The 22470-nt window shown below is 68.3% G+C and carries 17 protein-coding genes; 11 read left to right on the forward strand and 6 right to left on the reverse strand.

Annotation, left to right across the window (positions count from 1 at the left end):
* Positions 1-60 precede the first annotated feature (60 nt).
* Complete coding sequence (locus AC07PE_RS11095; RefSeq protein WP_498764188.1) at positions 61-1062, forward strand: diacylglycerol/lipid kinase family protein; 1002 nt, start codon at positions 61-63, stop codon at positions 1060-1062.
* Here the strand turns inward: AC07PE_RS11095 and AC07PE_RS11100 are convergent.
* Positions 1048-3117, reverse strand: coding sequence for a putative bifunctional diguanylate cyclase/phosphodiesterase (locus tag AC07PE_RS11100; protein WP_498764190.1), 2070 nt, complete (start codon positions 3115-3117; stop codon positions 1048-1050). The two genes, AC07PE_RS11095 and AC07PE_RS11100, sit on opposite strands and share 15 nt — an antisense overlap.
* Positions 3118-3287: 170 nt before the next feature.
* Positions 3288-3590, reverse strand: a complete 303-nt coding sequence (locus tag AC07PE_RS11105; RefSeq protein WP_498764192.1) for a hypothetical protein — start codon at positions 3588-3590, stop codon at positions 3288-3290.
* 166 nt (positions 3591-3756) lie between these two features.
* Here AC07PE_RS11105 and gntR point away from each other — a divergent pair, with 166 nt between their 5' ends.
* Entirely contained in the window at positions 3757-4785 is a 1029-nt protein-coding gene (gene gntR, locus AC07PE_RS11110) for an HTH-type transcriptional regulator GntR (protein WP_498764194.1), read from the forward strand.
* Positions 4786-4811: 26 nt separating this feature from the next.
* On the opposite strand, the gene AC07PE_RS11115 is transcribed toward gntR, so the two are convergent.
* The 3 genes from AC07PE_RS11115 to AC07PE_RS11125 all read right to left on the reverse strand — a co-directional run bounded on the left by AC07PE_RS11115 (position 4812) and on the right by AC07PE_RS11125 (position 10428).
* A complete protein-coding gene (locus tag AC07PE_RS11115; RefSeq protein WP_498764196.1) occupies positions 4812-7169 on the reverse strand; it encodes a GH36-type glycosyl hydrolase domain-containing protein in 2358 nt (785 codons plus the stop codon).
* On the reverse strand, positions 7150-8535 hold the full coding sequence (locus tag AC07PE_RS11120) for an MFS transporter (RefSeq protein WP_498764198.1): 1386 nt from the start codon (positions 8533-8535) through the stop codon (positions 7150-7152). The genes AC07PE_RS11115 and AC07PE_RS11120 overlap by 20 nt, the downstream gene beginning before the upstream one ends.
* A 75-nt stretch (positions 8536-8610) precedes the next feature.
* A complete protein-coding gene (locus tag AC07PE_RS11125) occupies positions 8611-10428 on the reverse strand; it encodes a sensor histidine kinase (protein WP_498764200.1) in 1818 nt (605 codons plus the stop codon).
* Between the two features lie 124 nt (positions 10429-10552).
* On the opposite strand from AC07PE_RS11125, the gene wrbA reads away from it, so the two are divergent.
* A complete protein-coding gene (gene wrbA / locus AC07PE_RS11130) occupies positions 10553-11152 on the forward strand; it encodes an NAD(P)H:quinone oxidoreductase (protein ID WP_498764202.1) in 600 nt (199 codons plus the stop codon).
* A 15-nt stretch (positions 11153-11167) separates the two neighbouring features.
* On the opposite strand, the gene AC07PE_RS11135 is transcribed toward wrbA, so the two are convergent.
* Positions 11168-13120, reverse strand: coding sequence for an APC family permease (locus tag AC07PE_RS11135; protein WP_498764204.1), 1953 nt, complete (start codon positions 13118-13120; stop codon positions 11168-11170).
* A gap of 155 nt (positions 13121-13275) precedes the next feature.
* Here AC07PE_RS11135 and AC07PE_RS11140 point away from each other — a divergent pair, with 155 nt between their 5' ends.
* The 8 genes from AC07PE_RS11140 to AC07PE_RS11175 all read left to right on the forward strand — a co-directional run bounded on the left by AC07PE_RS11140 (position 13276) and on the right by AC07PE_RS11175 (position 22387).
* Positions 13276-14844 (forward strand): ATP-binding protein, encoded by a 1569-nt coding sequence (locus tag AC07PE_RS11140; protein ID WP_498764206.1) that lies wholly within the window; start codon positions 13276-13278, stop codon positions 14842-14844.
* Entirely contained in the window at positions 14841-15536 is a 696-nt protein-coding gene (gene kdpE, locus AC07PE_RS11145) for a two-component system response regulator KdpE (protein WP_498764208.1), read from the forward strand. Before AC07PE_RS11140 ends, kdpE begins: the two co-directional genes overlap by 4 nt.
* Positions 15537-15723: 187 nt before the next feature.
* Entirely contained in the window at positions 15724-16953 is a 1230-nt protein-coding gene (locus tag AC07PE_RS11150; RefSeq protein ID WP_498764210.1) for an ABC transporter substrate-binding protein, read from the forward strand.
* A gap of 13 nt (positions 16954-16966) precedes the next feature.
* The gene (locus AC07PE_RS11155; protein WP_498764212.1) at positions 16967-17845 is read left to right on the forward strand and encodes a carbohydrate ABC transporter permease; all 879 of its coding nucleotides are present in this window, start codon (positions 16967-16969) and stop codon (positions 17843-17845) included.
* Entirely contained in the window at positions 17842-18768 is a 927-nt protein-coding gene (locus AC07PE_RS11160) for a carbohydrate ABC transporter permease (protein WP_498764214.1), read from the forward strand. The genes AC07PE_RS11155 and AC07PE_RS11160 overlap by 4 nt, the downstream gene beginning before the upstream one ends.
* A 9-nt stretch (positions 18769-18777) precedes the next feature.
* A complete protein-coding gene (locus AC07PE_RS11165; protein WP_498764216.1) occupies positions 18778-19839 on the forward strand; it encodes an ABC transporter ATP-binding protein in 1062 nt (353 codons plus the stop codon).
* 62 nt (positions 19840-19901) lie between these two features.
* A complete protein-coding gene (locus tag AC07PE_RS11170) occupies positions 19902-20930 on the forward strand; it encodes a LacI family DNA-binding transcriptional regulator (RefSeq protein WP_498764218.1) in 1029 nt (342 codons plus the stop codon).
* A gap of 95 nt (positions 20931-21025) precedes the next feature.
* Positions 21026-22387, forward strand: coding sequence for a GH1 family beta-glucosidase (locus AC07PE_RS11175; RefSeq protein WP_498764220.1), 1362 nt, complete (start codon positions 21026-21028; stop codon positions 22385-22387).
* Positions 22388-22470 lie beyond the last annotated feature (83 nt).

The following is a 22470-nucleotide window of genomic DNA, read 5'->3' on the forward strand; positions in this document are numbered from 1 at the left end:
TTCGTCCAAAACTGCTATTCTGAAAAGAGGATGGCAAGCTGGAGACGAATCACGATGCACATGCAGGACCCAAGGCCCGACGCGCCCTATTATGTCGTGCTGAACGCCGGCTCGGGCCGCACCGACACCGAGCTGCGCTGCGCCATCATCCGCGAGGTGCTGGAAGGGGCGGGGCGGCGTTGCGAGATCGAGGTGGTGCGCGAGGGCGCGCGCATGCCGGCCACCGCGGCCGAGGTGGCTGAGCGCGCTGCACGCGACGGCGCGATCCTGGTCGCGGCCGGCGGCGACGGCACCCTGAACGCGGTCGCGCACGAGGCGGTGCGCCACGGCTGCGTGTTCGGCGTTCTGCCCCAGGGCACTTTCAATTATTTCGGCCGCACCCACGGCATACCCGAAGACCTGCGCGATGCTGTGCACGCGCTGCTGCGCGCCCGCGTGCGCCACGTGCAGATCGGGATGGTCAACCAACGCAGCTTCCTGGTGAATGCCAGCGTCGGCCTGTATCCCCGCCTGCTGGAAGAGCGCGAGATCGATAAGCGCCAGTTCGGGCGCAGCCGCGTGGTGGCGCTGATCTCGGCCCTGAAGACGGCGCTGGGGCGGCACCGCAACCTGCGCATCCACCTCGAACTGGACGGGCGGACGCACCGCCTGCGCACGCCGACCCTATTTGTCGGCAACAACCGCCTGCAGATGGAGCAGGTCGGCATGCAGCCGCTCGATCATGCGGTGGAAGAGGGCAGGCTGGCGGCGATCGCGCCGCGCCCGGTGGGCAAGCTGCGCATGCTCGGGCTGCTGCTGCGCGGCGCGCTGGGGCGCCTGGGCGAGGCGGAGGACGTGACCGCCTTCGCCTTCCGCAGCATGACGGTGCGTGCGCCGCTGCTGTCCAGCCGGCGCAAGATCAAGGTGGCGGCCGACGGCGAGGTCTGCGAGCTGGAACTGCCGCTGCGCTTCGAGGCGCTCGAAGGCAGGCTGGCGCTGCTGGTCGCGGATCCGCTGGAACCGGCGCCGGACCCGGGCGCCGGCGACAAGGACACGGCCGCCTTCTGGTCAGCCGCGCAGTAGGTTCTTGAGGTCCGCCAGCGGCAGCGGACGGCCCAGCAGATAGCCCTGGGCCTCGTCGCAGGAGGCCGCGCGCAGGAAGTCCAGCACCTCGGTGGTTTCCACGCCTTCCGCCACCACGTGCATCTGCAGCGCGTGCGCCATGTCGACGAAGGCTTTCACGAAATCGAAGGCGCTGATGCGGCCGTCGTCCTGCAGCACGAAGGATCGGTCCAGCTTGAGCACGTCGATCGGCAGGCGGCGCAGGTAGGCCAGGCCGGAATAGCCGGTGCCGAAATCGTCGACGGCCAGCTTCACGCCGAGAGCCTGCAGCTCGCCCAGCATGGCGGCGGTGCGTTCCAGGTCTTCGATCAGGGCGCTCTCGGTCAGCTCCAGCTCCAGCGCGACCGGGGCCAGGCCGGCGTCGGCCAGCGCCTCGCGCACCTCGGCCGCGAAGGCCGGCTGGGCCAGCTGGCGCGCCGAGACGTTCACCGACACCCGGATCGGGCGCCCGAACTCGTCGATCAGGCGGCGCGTCTGGCGGCAGGCTTCGCGCAGCACCCAGCGCCCGATCGGCACGATCAGCCCGGTCTCTTCGGCGATGCCGATGAACTGCTGCGGCGGCACCATGCCCTGCTGCGGATGGCGCCAGCGGATCAGCGCCTCCATCCCCACTACCTCCATGCTGCGCAGATCGACGCGCGGCTGGTAGTGCAGCTCGAATTCCTCGCGCGCCAGCGCCGGCCGCAGCGACAGCTCGAGCGCCATGCGCGAGCGCGCCGCCACCGTCATCGCCGGCTCGAAGAAGCGGTAGCGGTTGCGGCCCTCGGCCTTGGCGCGGTACATCGCCGTGTCGGCGGTCTGGAACAGCAGCTCGCGCGTGGCGGCGTCGCGCGGGTACATGCTGATGCCGATCGAGGCGCCCACCACCACGTCCTGCGCACCGACCGTGACCGGCAGGGTCAGTACCTCGAGCAGCTTGGCCGCGATCGCCGCCGCAGCATCGCTCCCGCCGCCGCTTTCGGCCGCCACCACGAATTCGTCGCCGCCCAGGCGCGCCACCACGTCGGCCGGGCGCAGCACCCTGCGCAGGCGCGTGGCGACTTCACACAGCAGGACGTCGCCGTATTCGTGGCCGAAGGAGTCGTTGACTTCCTTGAAGCGGTCGAGATCGAGGAACATCACCGCCACCGTGCGGCCCGGCGCGCAATCGTCGAGCATGCGCTGCAGGCGTTCGTGCAGCAGGGCGCGGTTCGGCAGCCCGGTCAGGGTGTCGTGGGTGGCCAGGTGGCGCAGCTGGCGGTCGGCGTCCTCGCGCTCGGTCAGGTCGCGGATGATGGCCTGGAAGAATTCCTGGCCGTTGTCCTCGAAGCGCGAAACGTGGACCTCGGCCGGAAAGGTGCTGCCGTCCTTGCGCCGCTTGAGGATGCGCAGCAGGTGGGTCTGGCCCTGGCGCAGGCTGTCGGCCAGCTCGGGCCCATAGTGGAAGTTGCTGTCGATCGCGCGCGCGGACATGCCGATCAACTCGTCCTCGCGGTAGCCGAAGTGGGCGCAGGCGCGGCCGTTGGCGGCCACGATGCGCAGCTGGCCGTCGGCGATCAGGATGCTGTCGCCGGCCTGCTGGAACAGGTTGCGGAAGCGCTGCTCGCTCTTGCGCAGCGCTTCTTCGGCGAGGCGCTTCTCGGTGATGTCGTGGAAGTAGACCGACAGCCCGTCGGCGGTCGGGTAGGCGCGCGCCTCGAGCCAGGTGGCCGATGGCTCCCACCAGGTTTCCATCGCTGTCGGTTCGCCGGTGTCCATGGCGGCCCGGTAGTTGGCAAGCAATTCCGTTCCAGCCAGGCTGGGCGCCACCTCCAGCAAGTGCCGGCCGATGCTGGGCTCCACTTCGACCCCGACGAAGCTGGCGGCTTTGCGGTTGGCGTAGATGATGCGCCAGTCGCGGTCGACGGCAAAGAAGGCGTCGCCGATACTCTCCAGCATGGCGTTCATGCGCTCGCGCGAGCGCTTCAGCTCTTCCAGGGCGTCGTCGATGCGCAGCTGCGGGTCTGCGACGAGGGATTTCGGGGCCGGCGCGTTCATGGTAGGAGGGAAAGGTGATATGCACGCAGGGTAGCCCTGCAGAGGCAGTATAGGCTTTCCGTGCGGAAACAGCCAGCGCCTGCGGCATGGATACGACAGTTCAAGAACCCTGGGATGGCCGGCGGATGCGAGTGCGCGGCGGACATTGCGCCCGCCGCTGAGGGAAGGGCTTACTTCTGCTGCTTGTTGCCCTGTTGCTGATTTAAATTTCCTCCTTGCTGACTGTTGCCCGGCTCCACCTGACCGCGCTGGGAGCGTCCCTGGGCTGGAGTACCGCCCGGTTGGCCGGCTTTGGCCGATTGCAAGTTACCCGAGTCGGCGAGGTCGGGCGATCCGATGCCGCCGTCGCGGCCGCCGTCGTTGAGATTGCCAGTGGTGCCGGTCTTGCCAGCGCTACTGGTGCCCACGCCGCTCAATTCATCGACATTGCGGCTCTTCGTGCCTTTACCTTTGTATTCCTGGTTACTTGGCATTCTTTCTCCTTGTCCCGTGCCGGAAACTTCATGCTAGCCGCATTGCTGATAGTCGCAATCGGAAAATAGGGGGTGGATTTGTAGGACCTCTCGGACATGACATTGACAAATTAGCCAAAGCATGGCGCAATCCGGGGTCGGCCGCGTGGCCTCAAGCAGGATAGCGATGAGCAGAAGCAGCACAGGGAAGAGCCGGGGAACGGGACGGGCAACGCTGGAGGAAGTGGCGCGGCTGGCGGGGGTGTCGACCATGACCGCCTCGCGCGCGCTCAGCCGGCCGCAGCTGGTCTCGGATGCGACCCGCGCCAGGGTCGAGCAGGCGGTGCTGGAGCTCGGCTATGTGCCGAACCGGGCGGCGCGGGCGCTGGCGTCGAGCCAGTCGCGCGTGATCGTGGCGCTGGTGCCTTCGCTGGCGAATGCCGTGTTCACGGCAGTGCTGGACGGGATCCAGGACGCCGTCGAGGCCAGCCAGTACCAGCTCCTGATCGGCAATACCCACTATTCGGACGCCGAGGAAGAAAAGCTGCTGCGCACCTACCTGCAATCCGACCCCGACGGCATCCTGCTGCCGGGCCTGAGCCACAGCCCCGAAGTCGCGGCCATGCTCGAAACGCTGCAAGTGCCGGTAGTGGCCATGATGGACCTGGCGGAGAAGCCCTCGGCACTGTCGGTCGGCTTTTCCCAGCTCGACGCCGGCATGGCCCTGACGCGCCACCTGCTCGGCAAGGGCTACCGGCGCATCGCCTTCGTCGGCGCCCAGCTCGACGAACGCACCCTGCGCCGCGCCGACGGCTGGCGCCTGGCGATGCAGGAGGCGGGCCTGTTCGATCCGCGCCTCGAAGTCATGACGCCGGCACCCTCGACGCTTGCCCTCGGTGCGGAGCTGATGCGGCGCGTGCTGGCCGAGCTGCCGGATTGCGACGCCGTCTTCTTCTGCAACGACGACCTCGCCCACGGCGCGATCTTCCACTGCCAGCGCGCCGGCATTGCCGTGCCGGGCCGGATCGCGGTGGCCGGCTTCAACGACCTGCCGGCGTCCAGCCTGCTGGTGCCCTCGCTGACCACGGTCGCCACGCCGCGTTACCAGGTCGGCTACCAGGCGGCGTCGCTGCTGCTGGACCTCATTGCCGGCAAGCCGCCGAAGGCGCGCCGCATCGACCTCGGTTTCACGCTGCGCGAACGCGAGAGCGCTTAAGAGAGGTCTAAGCCGCGGCGCCGCGTTCATTCGGCCGGCACCAGCACTTCCAGCCGGTAGCGGCGTCCGGGCGCGATGCCGTCGACGCGCGCCGCCGGCTGTTCCACGCCGTCGAGCCAGAGACGCAGCTGCCTGGTGTCGCCGCGCCGCACCTGCACGTCGAACTCGGCGCCGCGGAAGCGCCGCTGTACACGCATGCCAGGCCAGCCCGCAGGCAGCTGCGGCGCCACCGTCAGACCGCGCGCATCGCCCCTCAGGCCGCACAAGCCCTCGACCACGCTGCGATAGGCCCAGGACACGGTGCCGGTGTTGAACAGCTGGCTGGAACGGCCTGCGGTGCGCGGAATTTCCTTCACCGCGCCGCGATAATAGTTGGGAATGTAGACCGGCATCTGGCCGCGGCGCAGCAGGTCGTCCTGATCCGGCCCTGGGATCATTTTGCGCAGCGCGTCGAAGGCGCGGTCCGGCTCGCCGATCGCGTACATGGCATGGACCCAGAACGCGGCCGCGTGGTTGTAGACGGCGCCGTTCTCGGCGGAACCGGGATGCTTCTGCGTGACGCGGCCGATGTCCTCGCGCATGGCGCTGAAGGGCGGCGCGAACATCTGCATGCCGTAGCGTGTGTTTAGCTCGGCCTCGACTTCCTTCAGCATGGAAGCGCTCTGCGCGGCCGAAGGCGTACCGGCCAGCAGGGCCCAGCTCTGCGGGTTGAGCCAGATGCGGCCTTCGTGGTCGGCCGCGGTGCCGAACACCACGTTGTCGTCGGTGATGCCGCGCGCGTACCAGGCGCCGTCCCACAAATGGGTGTTGGCGGCGGCGTTCATGGCAGCGCAGCCGCTGGCATAGCGGTCCGCCAGCGACGCTTCGCCGCGGGCGGCGCAGACCGCCGACCACAAACCGAGTGCATGGGCCGCGGCCACGGTCAGCCAGCCCGACACCCCGCGGCCCTTGTGGCCCACCATGTTCATCGGGTCGCACCAGTCGCCCTGTTCGATGAAGGACAGGCCGCGCGCGTCGCGCTTGTGCAGCAGCCAGTCCATCGCCAGCGAGATCCGGTCGAACACGCTGTGCGCACCGCCCTCGCGGTCGCTCACGATCTCGTCGAGGATGGCCAGGTCGCCGGTCTCGTCGAGGTAGGCCTGCAGGCAGACCGGCAGCCACACGCAGTGGTCGGTATGCGGCACCTGGTTGATGTACTTGAGTTCCGCGCCCTCGAACAGCAGGATCCCGTCCGGCATCGCGCCGCCGGGCTCCTGCTGGGACAGTGCGTGCAGGAAGGCGGCCCTGGTCGCGGCCGGACGCACAAAGGCCATGCCCATCGCGTCCTGCAGGTAATTGCGGGTCTGCGGGTCGGTGCTGAGGCGGTTGACGTCGCCATGGTAATAGACCTGGCGCGCCAGCCAGTGATTGACGAAGCGGTCGAAGTCCGGGTCCGGGGTTTCGATCTCTACGGCCCCGCTGCCCTCGGCGATGTAGGCGCCGTAGTCGCGGGCGGCAGCGGCGAACTGCGCTTCGCCCAGGTAGCGCCGGCCCAGATCGGCGATCTGGGCGTCGTCGAAGGCGGGGCCGAACAGGAAGCGCTTCACGGCGCCGCCGCCGGCCTCCAGGCAGAGGCGGTACTGGACGGCCGCAACCGGGGTCTCGTAGCGGGCGTCGCCGCCGGCCAGGGTATCCATGTCCAGGGCGGAGGGCAGGTGCAGGCCGCCTTCGCCCTCGAAAGCGGCCTGGCTGGCTTCCCAGGCGTCGGGTGCGTCCTCGCACAGCAGCACCGTCTTGTCCATCAGGTGGCGGTTGCGGTAGTAGTCTTCCAGCTTCTGGTAGGGCGTGATGCTGGAGGCGACGATGCCGCCGAGGTCCGCGCGGTATTCGGCCGACTGGTTCATCCACGACATGGTGCCGATCGTGAAATAGGGGTAGACACTGATCCGGCGCGGACGGCCGGAGAGGTTTTTCACCTCCAGCGTCCACAGCTCGGCCACGTTCTCGAGCGGCAGGGCCAGGCGCAGTGTCACGCGTATGCCGAACTTCTCGACTTCCCATTCGATGCTGTCCGGGCCGGCGGTGAAGGCGAAGCGGTCCGGTTCCGCGCGCACCGGCTCGTGCGGTGCCGAGAACAGCGCGCCGGTCTCCTCGTCCTTGACGTAGAAGAAGCGCCCAGGGTGGTGGGCGTAATAGGCCTGCTCCGGCTGCATGAAGCTTTTCGCCTCCAGGCAGGGCGCGTGCGAATACTTGGCCGGCTCCGGCTGCATGAACTGGGCGGTGGCATAACCGCGGCAGGTCACGTGGATCATCATGCGGCGGTTCCACAGGAAGGCCCCGGCCTGGGGCATGGCGGTGGGGCTGGTCAGGGTCTGGCGTGAGCCGTCAGGGCTGGCGTAAAGCATTGCTGTCTCCGGAGTGATGGACGGTTGCGGCCTTGCGTGCGGCCAGTTCGGCGCCCACGCGCGCCAGCAGGGGTGCATCGAGCCTGTAGAAAGCCATCGCCGCGACCGCAGCGAGGGCGAAGCCGGCCGGGATGAAGGACATCAGCCACACGATGCCGGCGCCCGAGGCGCTGCTCTGGACCGCGTTCGGGGTGTAGCCCAGTGCGGTGAACACGGCGCCGATGGTGGCCACGGCCAGCGCGGTGCCGAGCTTCTGCGAGAAGGTGGCGGCGGCGAAGGTCAGCGCGGTGGCGCGCCGTCCGGTGCGCCACTCGTTGTAGTCGGCGGTGTCGGCCAGCATGGCGAAGGCCAGCGGCGACTTCGGCCCGAGCACCAGGCCGAGGGCGGCCTGCAGCACGAACATCAGCCAGACCGCACCAGGAGGCACGAAAAAGAAGGCGCTTGACAGCACGGCCGTGGCGCTCATCAGGCCCATCATCAAGCGCTTGCGGTCGAACCAGCGGGTCAGCAGCGGCGTCATGGCGGCGCCGAGCGCGGCCGCCACCATATAGGTCGGTACGAAGGCGGCCAGCAGTTCCGGGCGTCCGACCACGTACTTCAAGTAATAGGCGGCGCCGGCGCTGCGCAGCGTGATCGTGACCATGATGGCGAGGGCCAGGACGAACAGCACCAGCCAGGGACCGTTGTGCGCCAGGTCGCGCAGTTCGCGCCGCAGGTCCGGGCGGGTACCCGGCGCCGGCGCCACGCGCTCGCGGGTGCTGGCAAAGGTCACCAGGAACAGCAGCGTGGCCGACACGCTCCAGGCCAGCATGGCCAGTTGCCAGCCGCGGCGCTCGTCGCCGGCGCCCAGCAGCGCCACCAGGGCTGGCGTGGCCGCCGTGACCAGGGTGCTGCCGCCGAAGGCGAACACGAAGCGCAGGCCGTTCAAGGTGGCGCGCTGCTGGGGATCGGCGGACATCACGCCGGACAGGGCGTTGTAGGGGATGTTGACGCAGGTGTAGCACACCATCATCAGCAGGTAGCTGGCCCAGGCCCAGGCCAGGCGGGCACCGGGAGCCAGGTCCGGCGTGGTGAAGGTGAGGACGGCGGCGCCGGCCAGCGGCACGCCCATCCATGCCAGCCAGGGCCGGAACTTGCCGTGGCGGGTCGTGGTGCGGTCGGCGGCCGCGCCGATCAGCGGGTCGGTGAAGGCGTTGATCAGCTTGACCGCCGACATCATCCCGGCAGCGGCGGCGGCCGACATGCCGAAGGTGTCGGTGTAGAAGATCAGCAGGAAGGTCGCGACATTGGTCCAGTAAAAATTGAAACCCATGTCGCCGATCCCGTAGCCGATCTTTTCGCGCCAGGACAGGGCGGTGCTGCTCACGATGCTCTTTTCCTCAAGGGCGGCTCCGATGATACCGCTAACATCCGCGAGTATGCCCGAGCCGGAAAAGGCTTGTCAATCCAGTAATGCGGGGCTGGCCTGTTCCTGAGCGAGCGGGAAGCGCAGCGTGAACACCGTCCCCTTGCCCGCGCCGTCACTGTTCGCGCTAACGCTGCCGCCGTGCAGGGCAGTCAGCTCCCTCACCAGCGCGAGCCCCAATCCGAGGCCGCCCTGGGCGCGGTCGATCCCGGTCGGACCCTGGACCAGCGCATCGAAGATCATCGGCAGGGTGTCGGCGTCGATGCCGACGCCGGTGTCGGCGACCTCGATCACGGCCTCCGATCCCGACGCATGGGCGCGCACGGCGATGCTGCCGCCGGCCGGGGTGTACTTGATCGCGTTGTGCAGCAGGTTGTCGAAGATCTGTTCGAGGCGGGTCGGATCGGCGGCGATCCACAGGCTCTCCGCGTCGACCTGCCAGGCGTGGGCGCCGGCATCGGCCAGCCTGCGGGTCTCGCAACACTGGCGCAGCAGGGCGCCGGCGTCGATGCGCTCGCGGCGCAGGCTGACCTTGCCGGACAGGATGCGGCGCACGTCCAGCAGGTCGTCGACGATGCGGGTCAGGTGGCGGACCTGGCGCCGGCCGATCTCGCGCGCGTGCGCGGCCAGCTCCGGCTTCACGCCAGGCAGGTCGAGCACCTGGACGGCGCCGGCGATGGCGGCCAGCGGGTTGCGCAGTTCGTGGCTCAGCATGGCCAGGAAGGCATCCTTGGCATTGCTCTGGGCCTCGGCATGGCGCCGCGCTTCCTGCTCGCTGCGCAGCAGGGCTTCGCGCTCGTCCTGCAGGCGCTGGCGCGCGGCGCGCTCGCGCGTCAGGTCGGCGCTGGTGAGTCTCAGGCCGTCCAGCAGCATGTCGACTTCCGCCACCATCGTCGATCCGGTCGGCGGCTCGGCACCGCCGGCCAGCGCCTGGGCGGCCACGCGCGCCTGGTCGAGCGACACCGACAGGCGCTTGGCCAGGAACACGGCGATCGCGATCGCCAGCCCCATGACGCCCAGCAGCGCCAGCGCCGCGTACAGGGTCGCAGTGCGCGCCTTGGCTTCGATCTCGACCGCCGGCACGCCGATCGCCAGCGTCCAGCCGCTCAGCGGCGCGCGGGTATAGACGCTGTAGACGTCGACCCCGTCGTGGGTCGTGTGGCGCAGCACGCCGTTCGGCTGGCGCCGCGAGGCCTGGTACAGCTCGGGGCGCACCGGCTTGCCGACCAGCTCCTCGGCGTTGCGGTTGCGGGCGATCGAGATGCCCTTGGCGTCGAAGATGGTGATGACCCAGTCGCGGCCGATGGCCTGGTCGTCGAACACGCGGCGGAAATAGCTGGCGTCGAAGATCCGGCTGACCACGTAGCGCTTGCCCAGCGCCTGCGGCACCGGCACGTCGACCGAGATCGTCGGACGCCGCGCCAGGAGGCCGATGAAGAAGCCGGACACGCGGGTCTTCTGGCTGTCGTAGAGATCCGACACCCACCTGGCCTTGTAGCCTGGCAGCGGCTGGCCCCAGGGCACGAGGGTGTTGAACAGCGGCGTGCCGTCGTAGTCGGACAGCAGGGTCCAGGACCAGGGCGTGGCGCGGTCCATCGCGCTGGCCTCGCGGTGCAGCTGGGCGAAGTCGCCGCGGCGCAGGGCTTCCGAGTTGACGATGCCGCGCAGCGAGGCTTCGGCTACCGCGATCTCGCGGTCGATCAGCAGGGCAGTGGCGCGGCCGGTCTCCTGCACGCTGCGGATGCGCGATTCCCGTTCCGAATGCAGCAGCCGCGACAAACCCACCGATGCGACGAGGGTCACCGGGACCAGGATCGCGGTGGCCATCAGGATCAGGTAGGCTCGGGCTTTCATCGGGCCGTATTGTACTAGCAACATCCTGCAGCCGCTCGCCTCTCGACCGCGCGCCCCGTGGTCGCGCGAAGCGTTAGCATGCCCGCAGCACCCACCCACTCACTCACGAGCAAAGGAGAACGGCATGGCGAAAGTATTGGTGTTGTATTACTCCACCTATGGCCACATCGAGCAGATGGCGAAGGCGGTCGCGGAAGGGGCGCGCAATGCCGGCGCGACGGTCGAACTGAAGCGGGTGCCGGAGAGGGTCCCGGAGCACATCGCCCGCCCGGCGCACTTCAAGCTCGACCAGCAGGCGCCGATCGCCACCGTCGACGAGCTACCGGACTACGACGCCATCATCGTCGGCACGCCGACCCGCTATGGCCGCATGGCTTCGCAGATGGCGGCCTTCCTCGACCAGACCGGCGGCCTGTGGGCGCGCGGCGCCCTGAACGGCAAGGTGGGCGCGGCCTTCACCTCGACCGCGACCCAGCACGGCGGCCAGGAGACCACCCAGTTCTCGATCCTCACCAACCTGCTGCACCTGGGGATGGTGGTGGTCGGCCTGCCGTACAGCTTCCAGGGCCAGATGACGCTGGACGAGATCACCGGCGGCAGCCCCTACGGCGCCAGCACCATCGCCGGCGGCCAGGGCCAGCGCCAGCCCAGCCAGCTGGAACTGGAGGGCGCCCGCTTCCAGGGCGACCTGGTGGCGAAGACGGCTGCCAAGCTGTTCGGCTGAGCGGGGCGCCGCAGTTCAGACCTTCATCGGCAGGATGACCACCTGCAGGCCGTCGAAGTGCAGGCGGCGCTGGATCGCCAGCGCGGCCTGGTTGTGCAGCAGGCGCGTGAACGGATTGTCCGTCTTGAACACCAGGCGGCTGGTGAAGAACACCGCGTGCGGGAATTCGGCGCTCAGTTGGCGGCACATGCCGGTGATGGTATCGACCGGATCGGTGCCGAAGCCTAGCCGCGAAGTCGCCGGGATGCCGTGGCTGCGGCAGAAGGCGGTGAAGTCGTCGAGCGTCCGCTCGCTGGCGGCGCGCAGGCGCTCGATTTCGCCGTCGCCGCCGTAGGCCTGGGCGTCGACCGTGCGCGCGCTCAGGAACACCACGTTGCGGAAATGGCCGGGGAACATGCGCTGCACCCACAGCAGCGCATGCAGGCCGCCGCCGCGCGAACTGCCGACGATGAACACGGCGGTCGGCGCCTGCGGGGCGACGGCGGGCGTATCCACGCAAGGCCCGAGGGGCTGGCCGGCGAACACGCGGTCGACTTCCTGGATGCGCTCGCGGGTGGCGCGGTAATGGGCGCGCACGGCCAGGCACAGCGCCACCACCGTGCCGGTCAGGACGATGGTGACCCAGCCGCCTTCCGTGAATTTCTCCAGGATGGTGACGAGCAGGATGCTGCCGGTGACCAGCAGACCCGTCATCGACAGCAGCAGGCGGCGCAGCCAGCCGCTCTCGCTGCGATGGCGCAGCCAGTAGCGGCATAGGCCCAGCAGCGACAGGCTGAAGGTGAGGAAGACGTTGATGCTGTACAGGACCACCAGCAGCTCGACGCGGCCACCGCTGCCCAGCAGCACAGCGGCCGCTGCGGCGCCCATCAGCAGCACGCCGTTCTGGGTCACGAGGCGGCTGGACAGATAGCGGAACTGGTGCGGCACCCAGGAATCCGCCGCCATGTTTGCCAGCACCGCCGGACCGCCCAGGAAGCCGGTATTCGCGGCCACCAGCAGCAGGCCGGCCTCGAAGGCGAGCGTCGCCGTCAGGGCGATGGCGGCGGCCGGGCCGTCCAGGCCCACGTCCGCCAGGATGGCACGGAAGGCGACCGCGTTCAGGGTCTGGCCGGCGCTCGGCATGGCGTTCCACAATAAATACAGCAGGATGATCCCGCCGGCGGTGAAGGCCAGGCTGCAGGCCATGTAGAACATGGTGGCGCGGCCGGTGCGCACGCGCGGCTCGGCCAGCGAATTGACGTTGTTCGACACCGCCTCGATGCCGGTATAGGTGCCGCCGCCCAGCGAATAGGCCTTCAGCAGCAGCGCCAGGGTGAAGAACCAGGAAGTGTCGTGCGCCAGGCCGGCCGTTTCCGTGACGGTGTCCGGCAGCAGGCCGGGGATCAGCGGCGCCTTGGCCGCGATGCCGTACACGATCAATAGCGCATGCGTGACGACGAAGCCGAGGAAGATCGGCAGCAGGATGCGAATCGATTCCTTCACCCCGCGCAGGTTCAGCCACAGGAGCAGCAGCACCAGCGCCAGCTCCGTGCCCAGCTTCCAGTGCTGGAATGCGAGCGGCAGCATCGAGAACAGGGCGTCGGCGCCGCCGGCGACCGAGATTGCCACCGTCAGCACATAGTCGACCACCAGGGCTGCGCCCGAGACCAGGCCGGCGTGCGGTCCAAGCAGGACAGTGGCGATGCGGTAGCCGCCGCCCCCGGTCGGGAACAGCTCGATCACCTGGTTGTAGGCGAAGGCGATGATGAACACGGTGACGGCCGTGGCCAGCGCCAGGTAGAGGCCGAAGTGGGTGTGCTGCCCGAGTGCCTTGAAGGCTTCTTCCGGGCCGTAGGCCGAGGACGAGAGGCCGTCGGCGCCGAGGCCGACCCAGGCCAGGAAGGCGGCCAGGGTGAGTGAGTGACGGGTTTCGGCTTTGAGCGGGTCGAGTGGACGGCCGAGGAGGGCGGTGCGCAGGTTCGTTGGCATGGGAAGTCGTGAAGATGGAACAGGCTGTCACGATAGGCTTCGGTGCCGAAAATTGTCGTAAAGGCCGGCGCCATCCATGTAAACGCGGCGTAAACGCGATGGATTTTTACGCCGCGTTTACGCCCGGATGCGACCGGATCGCTTACCATGCCGGCATGCCCACGTTCCGCCCCAACCTGGAATCGAATGACGCGCCGCTGCGCGGGCCGGTGCTGGCCGGCGCCGGCATCGGCCTCCTGACCGCGCTCGCGGCGCTGCCGCTGCTGCCCCTGCTCGACCTGGCCAACGTGGCGATGCTGTTCCTGCTGGCGGTGGTGCTGGTGGCGATCCGCTTGGGGCGGGCGCCGGCGGTGGCGGCAACCCTGGTGGCCTTCTGCGCCCTGGTGCTGGCCGCGCATCCGGCCGGTGCGGAGGGCTTCGGTCCTGGGGAGTTCCGTTACGCGGTGGCGCTGGCGGTCATGCTGGCGGTGGGCTGGATCACGGCCGGCCTGACCGCGGAATTGCGCGAGCAGGCCGTCGGCGCGGTGCGGCGGGAGGCGCGTACCCGTTCGCTGTACGAATTCGCGCGCGCCCTGCAATCCGCCCTGCTGACCGAACAGGTATTCGAGATTACCCTGCGCTTTGCCGAGCGCAGCTTCGACGCCCGCGGCGCCATGCTGCTGCCGGATGCGCAGGAACGCCTGGCCTTGCCGGCATCCGCGGCGGGCATGCCGGTGCTGAGCGTGCTGGACATGGCCGCTGCCCAGTGGGCTTACGACCACGCCAGCGCGGCCGGCGCCGGCACCGAAACGCTGCCCGGCAACCAATACGTCTACCTGCCCCTGGTGGCCACCATGCGCACCCGCGGCGTGCTGGCCCTGCGCCTGCCGGAACAGGGCATGACGATGGAGCCGGCGCAGCGCGGTCTGCTCGATGCCTTCGCGGCGCTGGCGGCGATCGCGCTGGAACGCGTCCATTACGTCGAGGTGGCGCAGGATACCGAAGTGAAGATGGAAGGCGAGCGGCTGCGCAACTCCCTGCTGGCGGCCCTGTCGCATGACCTGCGAACGCCGCTCACCGGCCTGGTCGGCCTGTCGGAATCGCTGACCCTGTCGCGGCCGATGCTGGAAGGCGCGCAGATGGAGCTGGCCACCGCGCTGCGCGACGAGGCCCGCCGCATGAGCACCCTGGTCGCCAATCTGCTGGACATGGCGCGCATCCAGAGCGGCGGTGTGCAGCTGAAGCTGGAGTGGCAGCTGGTCGAGGAACTGGTCGGCAGCGCGCTGCGGGCCTGCCGCTGGCAGCTCGGCGCCCGCACCGTCGAGACGCGCATGCCGAAGGATCTGCCGCTGCTGCGTTTCGACGCTGCGCTGCTGGAGCGGGTCCTCTGCAACCTGCTCGAGAACGCGTGCAAGTACACACCGGCCGACGCCCATATCGCGGTCGAGGCGGCGGTGGATCCCGGCGCCGGCGTGCTGCACTTGTGCGTGCGCGACGACGGCCCCGGCCTGCCGCCCGGACGCGAGGATGCGCTGTTCGAGAAATTCGTGCGCGGCCAGCAGGAGTCGCCGATCGCCGGCGTCGGCCTCGGGCTCGCGATCTGCCGCGCCATCGTCGGCGCGCATGGCGGCCGCATGCGTGCATTCAACCACGAAGGCGGCGGCGCCTGCTTTGAAGTGAGCCTGCCGCTGGGCGATCCACCGCCGCTGCCCGTGCCCGATCCCGTCGACACCGAACACCCATGAATAACGAAACTTCCCCTGTCGCCCTCATCGTCGAGGACGAACCGCAGATCCGCCGCTTTGTGCGCATGGCGCTGGAAGGCGAGGGCTGGCAGGTGCACCAGTCCGAAACTCTGAAGCGAGGCCTGATCGACGCCGGCACGCGCACGCCCGACCTGATCATCGTCGACCTCGGCCTGCCGGACGGCGACGGCGTGGAGCTGATCCGCGAGGTGCGCGGCTGGAGCCCCGTGCCCATCATCGTGCTGTCGGCGCGGGTCGACGAAAGCGACAAGATCACGGCGCTGGACGCCGGCGCCGACGACTACCTGACCAAGCCTTTCGGTATCGGCGAGCTGCTGGCGCGGGTGCGCGCGGCACTGCGGCGCCAGCACAAGGCGGCCGGTGAGCCCTCTGCGCGCATGGTCTTCGGGAAGGTGGAGGTCGATTTGCAGAAGCGCCGCGTGGAGCGCGCCGGCCTCCCGGTCCACCTGACGCCGACCGAGTACAAGCTGCTGTCCGTGCTGCTCGCGAACGTGGGCCGGGTGGTGACGGCGCCGCAGCTGCTGCGCGAGGTGTGGGGGCCGTCGAACAGCGACAACGGCCACTACGTGCGCATCTACATGGGGCATCTGCGGCAGAAGCTGGAGGACGATCCGGCGCAGCCGCGCTATTTGTTGACGGAGACGGCGGTGGGGTATCGGCTTCAGCCCTGAAGGCCGTGTTAACGATTTGCCACACAAGTAACAATCTCCCCATCCATACCGGGTTTTATAGGAAAATCCACGCCAGGTATTTTCTGTTTGACACTAATTTCGGCCCGGGTGTATAGTCCGGCCAAAGCCATGGGAACGTTTCCAAACGGAGGTCCCCGCAAATGGCAGCCGATACATTGGAGACGAGATGGTTGCAGGTCGTAGCTTGGCGCTCGCCGCCTGGCTGTGCGCATCCGCTGCGGCGGCGCATGCCGGTCCGCGGGCCGAGGTGATCCACTGGTGGACCTCGGGAGGCGAGTCGGCCGCCGTGCGCCAGGTCGCCCAGGCCTACCGCGATGCTGGCGGCACCTGGATCGACAGCGCCATCGCCGGCGGCGACCAGTCGCGCGCCGTCACCGTCAACCGCATCATCGGCGGCAATCCGCCCACCGCCGCCCAGTTCAACACCTCCAAGCAGTTCCTCGACATCATCGAGGAAGACATGCTCAACGACGTCGACGAGGTCGCGCGGCGCGAGAACTGGGATCAGCTGCTGCCCGAACCCATCGTCGGCGTCATCAAGGTCAAGGGCCACTGGTACGCCGCGCCCATGAACATCCACATGCAGACCTGGCTGTGGTATTCGAAGGCTGCCTTCGCCAAGGCCGGGGTCAAGCAGGAACCGGCCAGCGTGGACGAACTGTTCGCCGCCCTCGACAAGCTGAAGGCCGCCGGCCTGATCCCGCTGGCCCACGGCGGCCAGTCCTGGCAGGAAGTCATCCTGTTCTCGAGCATGTTATCGAACCTGGGCGGGCGCGAGCTGTATCTGAAAGTGATCCGCGACCGCGACCAGGCGGCCATCAATTCCGCCGCCTTCCGCAAGGTGCTGCTGGCCTACAAGCGCCTGCAAAACTACGTCGATCCGGCCTCGCCGGGCCGCAACTGGAACGACGCCACCGCGCTGGTCATTTCGGGCCGTGCCGGCATCCAGATCATGGGCGACTGGGCCAAGGGCGAATTCACCAACGCCGGCCAGAGCCCGGGACGCCAGTACGGCTGCATTCCCGGCCTGTCGGCCAACAGTCCCTACCTGATCCAGGGCGACGTGTTCGTGTTCCCGAAGACCGCGGACCGCGACGCCATCCAGGCCCAGAAGCTGATGGCCAGCGTGGTTCAGCGTCCGAACGTGCAGCTCCAGTTCAGCAAGCTGAAAGGTTCGCTTCCGGTGCGCCCGGACCTCGACGCCAGCGAGCTGGATGTCTGTGCGCAGAAGGGCGTGGCGATCCTGCGCGACCGCTCGCGTCCGGTGGGCGTGACCGAGGTCTACCTGACGCCGGACCAGAACGGCGCGCTGCAGGACGTCCTGACCGCCTACTGGAACACCAATATGCCGGTCGAGAAGGCGCAGAAGAGCATCGCCTCGGCGCTGCGCTATTAAGGAGGGGACCCGGATGATCGCCAGAAGCCAGCTCCGCAACATCACGCCCTACACGGCGCTGCTGCCGATGTTCGTCACGGTCCTCGTCGGCTACATCGGCGCGGGCCTGTGGACGCTGGGGATGTCGCTGACGGCCTCGCGCACCTTCCCGTCCAGCCACTTCATCGGCCTGGCCCAGTACCAGCGCCTGTTCGACAACGAGCGCTGGATGCTCTCGCTGAACAACCTTGCGGTTTACGGCCTGCTGTTCGTGCTGGCCTGCCTGGTGATCGGCTTCCTGCTGGCCGTCTTCATCGACCAGAACGTGACCGGGGAGGGTGTGCTGCGCACCGTATTCCTGTATCCATATGCGATGTCCTTCGTCGCCACCGGCCTGGTGTGGCAATGGCTGCTGCAGCCCGGCGACGGCATCGATTCCGCCGTGCGCGCGCTGGGCTGGCACGATTTCACCCTCGGCTGGATCGTCGACCAGGACATGGCGATCTACACCGTCGTCATCGCCACCGTGTGGCAGGCCTCGGGCCTGGTGATGGCGCTGATGCTGGCCGGCCTGCGCGGCGTCGACCCGGAAATCTGGAAGGCCGCGCGCCTGGACGGCATCCCGGCCTGGCGCGTCTACCTGCAGATCGTGCTGCCGATGCTGTGGCCGACGATCGCCACGGTCCTGCTGCTGCTGGCCACCGCGGTGGTGAAGCTGTACGACGCCGTGGTCGCGATGACCCAGGGCGGCCCCGGCACCGCCAGCGAAGTGCCGGCCAAGTTCATCATGGACCACCTGTTCCTGCGCTCGAACGTCGGCCTGGCTTCGGCCGGCGCGGTCGTGCTGCTGGTGCCGGTGCTGGCGCTGCTCGCGCCTTATGCCTACGCACGCAGCCGCAAGGAGGCCGCATGAACCTCAACAGCATCGCCCAGCGCCTGCCGGCCGCAGCTGCCGGGGAACGCAACGCGGTCCGCACGCGCAAGCGCCGCTTGACGCCGGCCCGCATCGGCATCTATGCCTTCCTGATCGGCGCCGCGCTGTTCTTCCTGCTGCCGCTGTACGTCATGATCGTCACCTCGTTCAAGAGCATGGACGAGATCCGCCACGGCGGCATCTTCGCGCTGCCCCTGGCCGCCACGCTGGAACCCTGGCGCCAGGCCTGGAGCACGGTGTGCACCGGCGCCGCTTGCGAAGGCCTGCGCACCGGCTTCTGGAATTCGGTGGCGATCGCGGTTCCGTCGACCATCCTCCCGATCCTGATCGGCGCCATCAACGGCTATGCGCTGTCGTTCTGGCGCCCGCGCTACGCGAACCTCCTGTTCGGCATCCTGATGGCCGGCGCCTTCGTACCGGTGCAGGTGATGATCTATCCGCTGGTGCGGGTGCTGGCGCTGGCCGGCGTGTTCGGCTCGCTGCCGGCGATCGTGCTGGTGCACCTGGTGTTCGGCATGCCGATGATGACCCTGCTGTTCCGGAATTACTACTGCTCGGTGCCGCACGAGCTGTTCCAGGCGGCGCGCGTGGACGGCGCCGGCTTCTGGCGCATTTTTATCCGCATCATGCTGCCCATGTCCCTGCCCATCATCGTGGTGGCGGCCATCATCCAGGTGACAGGCGTGTGGAACGACTACATCCTGGGCCTGGTCTTCGCGGGACGCGAGAACCTGCCGATGACGGTCCAGCTGAACAACGTGATCAACACCACCACCGGCACCCGCCTGTACAACGTGAACATGGCCGCGACCATCCTCACCGCGCTGGTGCCGCTGACCCTGTATTTCGCATCCGGCCGCTGGTTCGTGCGCGGCATCGCCGCCGGCGCAGTGAAAGGTTAAGAGGACAGCATGGCGAACGTGAACCTGCGCAAACTGAACATCATCCTGGGCGGGAAGAGCATCATCCGCGACCTCGACCTGCAGGTCGAGCCGGGCGAATTCCTGGTGCTGCTGGGGCCTTCGGGCTGCGGCAAGTCGACCCTGCTGCACAGCATCGCTGGCCTGGTCGACGCCGACTCCGGCGCGATCGAGATCGGCGGCCGCGACATGACGGACGCCGACCCCAGCGAGCGCGGGATCGGCATGGTGTTCCAGTCCTACGCGTTGTACCCGACCATGAGCGTGGAAGACAACATGTCCTTCGGCCTGAAGATCGCCGGCACGCCGAAGGCCGAGATCAAGCGCCGCGTCACGCACGCGGCGGAGATGCTGCAGCTCGACGCGCTCCTGAGCCGCAAGCCGTCCCAGCTCTCGGGCGGCCAGCGGCAGCGGGTCGCGATCGGCCGCGCGCTGGTGCGCCAGGCACAGGTGTTCCTGTTCGACGAGCCGCTGTCCAACCTCGACGCCAAGCTGCGCGCCGAACTGCGCCGTGAACTGAAGCTGCTGCACCAGAATCTCGGCTCGACCATGATCTACGTGACCCACGACCAGGTCGAGGCGATGACCCTGGCCTCGCGTATCGTCGTCATGCAGGGCGGCCAGGTGCAGCAGATCGGCACCCCGCTGGAAGTCTACGAGCGCCCGGCGAATCGTTTCGTGGCCGGCTTCCTGGGCGCGCCGGCGATGGCCTTCGTCGAGGGCCGGCTCGACGGGGAAGGGCGCTTCACGGCGGGCGAACTGGATGTGCGGCCGGGCGCCGGCTGCTGCGCGGCAGCCGCCACGGACCGCGTCGCGGTACTGGGCATACGGCCGGAACACGTGGCGATCCGCGCGGATGGCCCGATGCGCGGCGCCGTGTCCCTGGTCGAGCCGATGGGGAATCACCAGGTGGTATGGATCCGCTGCGGCGTCCATACGCTGGCGTCCCTGGTGCGCGACGACGGCGCCTTCGCGCCGGGCCAGGAAGTGCGCTTCGGCGTGGATGCGAGCCGGGTCTCGCTGTTCGATCCGCAGTCGGGAAACCGACTCTGAGCGGGCGGGATACGTTATGCTTCTGTTTTTATCGACCCTGAATTTAGTCTGAGGATCTGCCTGTGGCCACTATCAAGGATGTAGCGAAGCTAGCCGGTGTCGGACTGGGCACGGCCTCGCGCGTGGTCAGCGGCAAGGGCTCGGTGTCGCCGGCCACCTTCGAAAAGGTGAAGAAGGCCATCGACGAGCTGGGCTTCCGTCCTTCGCACGCGGCGCGCGCGCTGCTGTCCGGTTCCAGCCGCATGATCGGGGTGTATATTCCGGTGCTGAGCGGGACCTTCTACACGCCCATCCTGCAGATCATCGACACCGAACTGCGCGCCGCCGGCCTGCACATGGTGCTGGCCTTCGGCGTCGGCCTCGGCGACGAGCGGCGCCAGGCGATCGACGGCATCGAGTTCCTGATCGAACGCGGCTGCGACGGCCTGATCGTTATGACCAGCGCCCTGCAGGAAGAGGACATCCCCTCGCTGGGCATCAAGGCCGGCCAGCTGGTGGCGCTGAACCACAGCTTCGAGAGCATCGCCGAGCAGTGCTTCACGGTCGACCACACGCTGGGTGGACGGCTGGCGGCGCGTGCGCTGCTGGACCACAAGCACCGCCGCATCGCGCTGATCGAAGGCCCGCGCCGCCTCGAGGACAGCGTGGCACGTATCGACGGCTTCGACAGCGAGCTGCGCGAGCAGGGCATCGACCCCGGCAAGATCTGGCGCATCGAGAGCGACTTCTCGCCGGCTGGCGGCTGGGCCGCGGCCAAGGCGCTGCTGGAATCGGATTACCAGTGCAGCGCGCTGTTCTGCGCCAACGACGAGATGGCGGTGGGCGCGCTGTCCTACTTCCAGGAAGCCGGCGTGCGCGTGCCGCACGACCTGTCCGTGATCGGCTACGACGACACGCCCAGCGCCGCGTTTTCGGCGCCGCGCCTGACCTCGGTGCACATGCCGTGGCGCGAGATGACCCAGAACGGCATCAACGCGCTGCTGAACCTGTGCTACGACATGAAACGGCCGGTGACCCGCGACTTCCCGGTCAGCGTGACCTTGCGCGCGTCGCTGTCGAAGGCCGCCACCGGGAGGCGCAAGGCGGCCTAGGCATGCCGGAGCGGCGCCGCGCCAGGCGCTTTTTTTTGTACGGACACTGGAAAGCTTTCCAACGAGTTCAAGAACACTACTGAAGAAACGAGACCATGAGCAAACCGACCCGCACCGAACCGCAAGCGCCCAAGCGCGCCGAATTCGCCTCCGACTTCCTGTGGGGCTGCGCGACCTCGTCCTACCAGATCGAGGGCGCGGCGCACGAGGACGGGCGCGTCGAATCGATCTGGGACCGCTTTGCGGCGACCCCGGGCCGCATCAAGGACGGTTCGAGCGGGGAGGTCGCTTGCGACCACTACCACCGCTGGCCGGAGGACTTCGACATCGGCCGCGAAATGGGCCTGAACGCTTACCGCTTTTCGATTGCCTGGCCGCGCATCTTCACGGAGCCCGGCAAGGTCAACCCGAAGGGCCTGGACTTTTATTCGCGCCTGGTCGACGGCATGCTGGAACGCGGCCTGCAGCCCTGGGCCACGCTCTACCACTGGGATCTGCCGCAGTACCTGCAGGACCGCGGCGGCTGGAACGAACGCGCCACCGTCGACGCCTTCGTCGAGCTGGCCGACGCCATGACCCGCAAGCTGGGCGACCGCGTCAAGCACTGGATCACCCATAACGAGCCGTGGTGCACGTCCATCATCGGCAACTTCGAAGGCTGGCACGCGCCGGGCCTGACCGATCTCAAGACCGCGCTGCAGGTCAGCCACCACGTGCTGCTCTCGCATGGCAAGGCGGTGCCGGTGATCCGCGCCAACGTGCCGGATGCGAAGGTCGGCATCTCGCTCAGCCTGCACCCGCTGCGCGCGGCCAGCGATAACCCGCGCGATATCGCGGCGATGGAGCGGCACGACGGCCTGCGCTACCGCTGGTTCCTCGATCCGCTCTATGGCCGCGGCTATCCGGCGCAAACGCTGGAACTGGTGGGCGAGAGTGCGCCGACGGTGCTGCCGGGCGACCTGGAAGCGATCGCCGTGCCGACCGACTTCCTGGGCGTGAACTACTACTTCCCCGAGACCATCGCCGACGATCCGGCGCACGCGCCGCTGGGCGCCCGCGTGCTGGCGCCGGACTCCGACGACATCACCGCGATGGGCTGGCCGGTCGAGCCGCAGGGAATGGCCGAACTGCTGGCGCGGGTCGAGAACGACTACCACCCGGGACCGATCTACGTGACCGAGAACGGCTCCTGTTATGAGGACACCGTGAGCGAAGACGGCAGCGTGCACGACACCGAGCGCCGCCACTACCTGATGCGCCACCTGGGCGCGCTGCGCCAGGCCATCGGTGACGGCGTGCCGGTGAAGGGCTATTTCGCCTGGAGCCTGGTCGACAACTTCGAATGGGCCGAAGGCTATCAGAAGCGCTTCGGCCTGGTCCACATCGATTACACGACCCAGCAGCGGCGCCTGAAGGACAGCGCCAAGTGGTACCAGTCCTTCCTCCGGGCCGAGTAAGCGGGCGTGGGAAGAGGGTCTTTTTGTTGACAGCTTCATCAATGTCATTCACTATTGTCGGATCGCATTGGAATCGTTTCCAA

This window comes from Telluria sp. GW821-FHT07G12 (assembly GCF_059418525.1).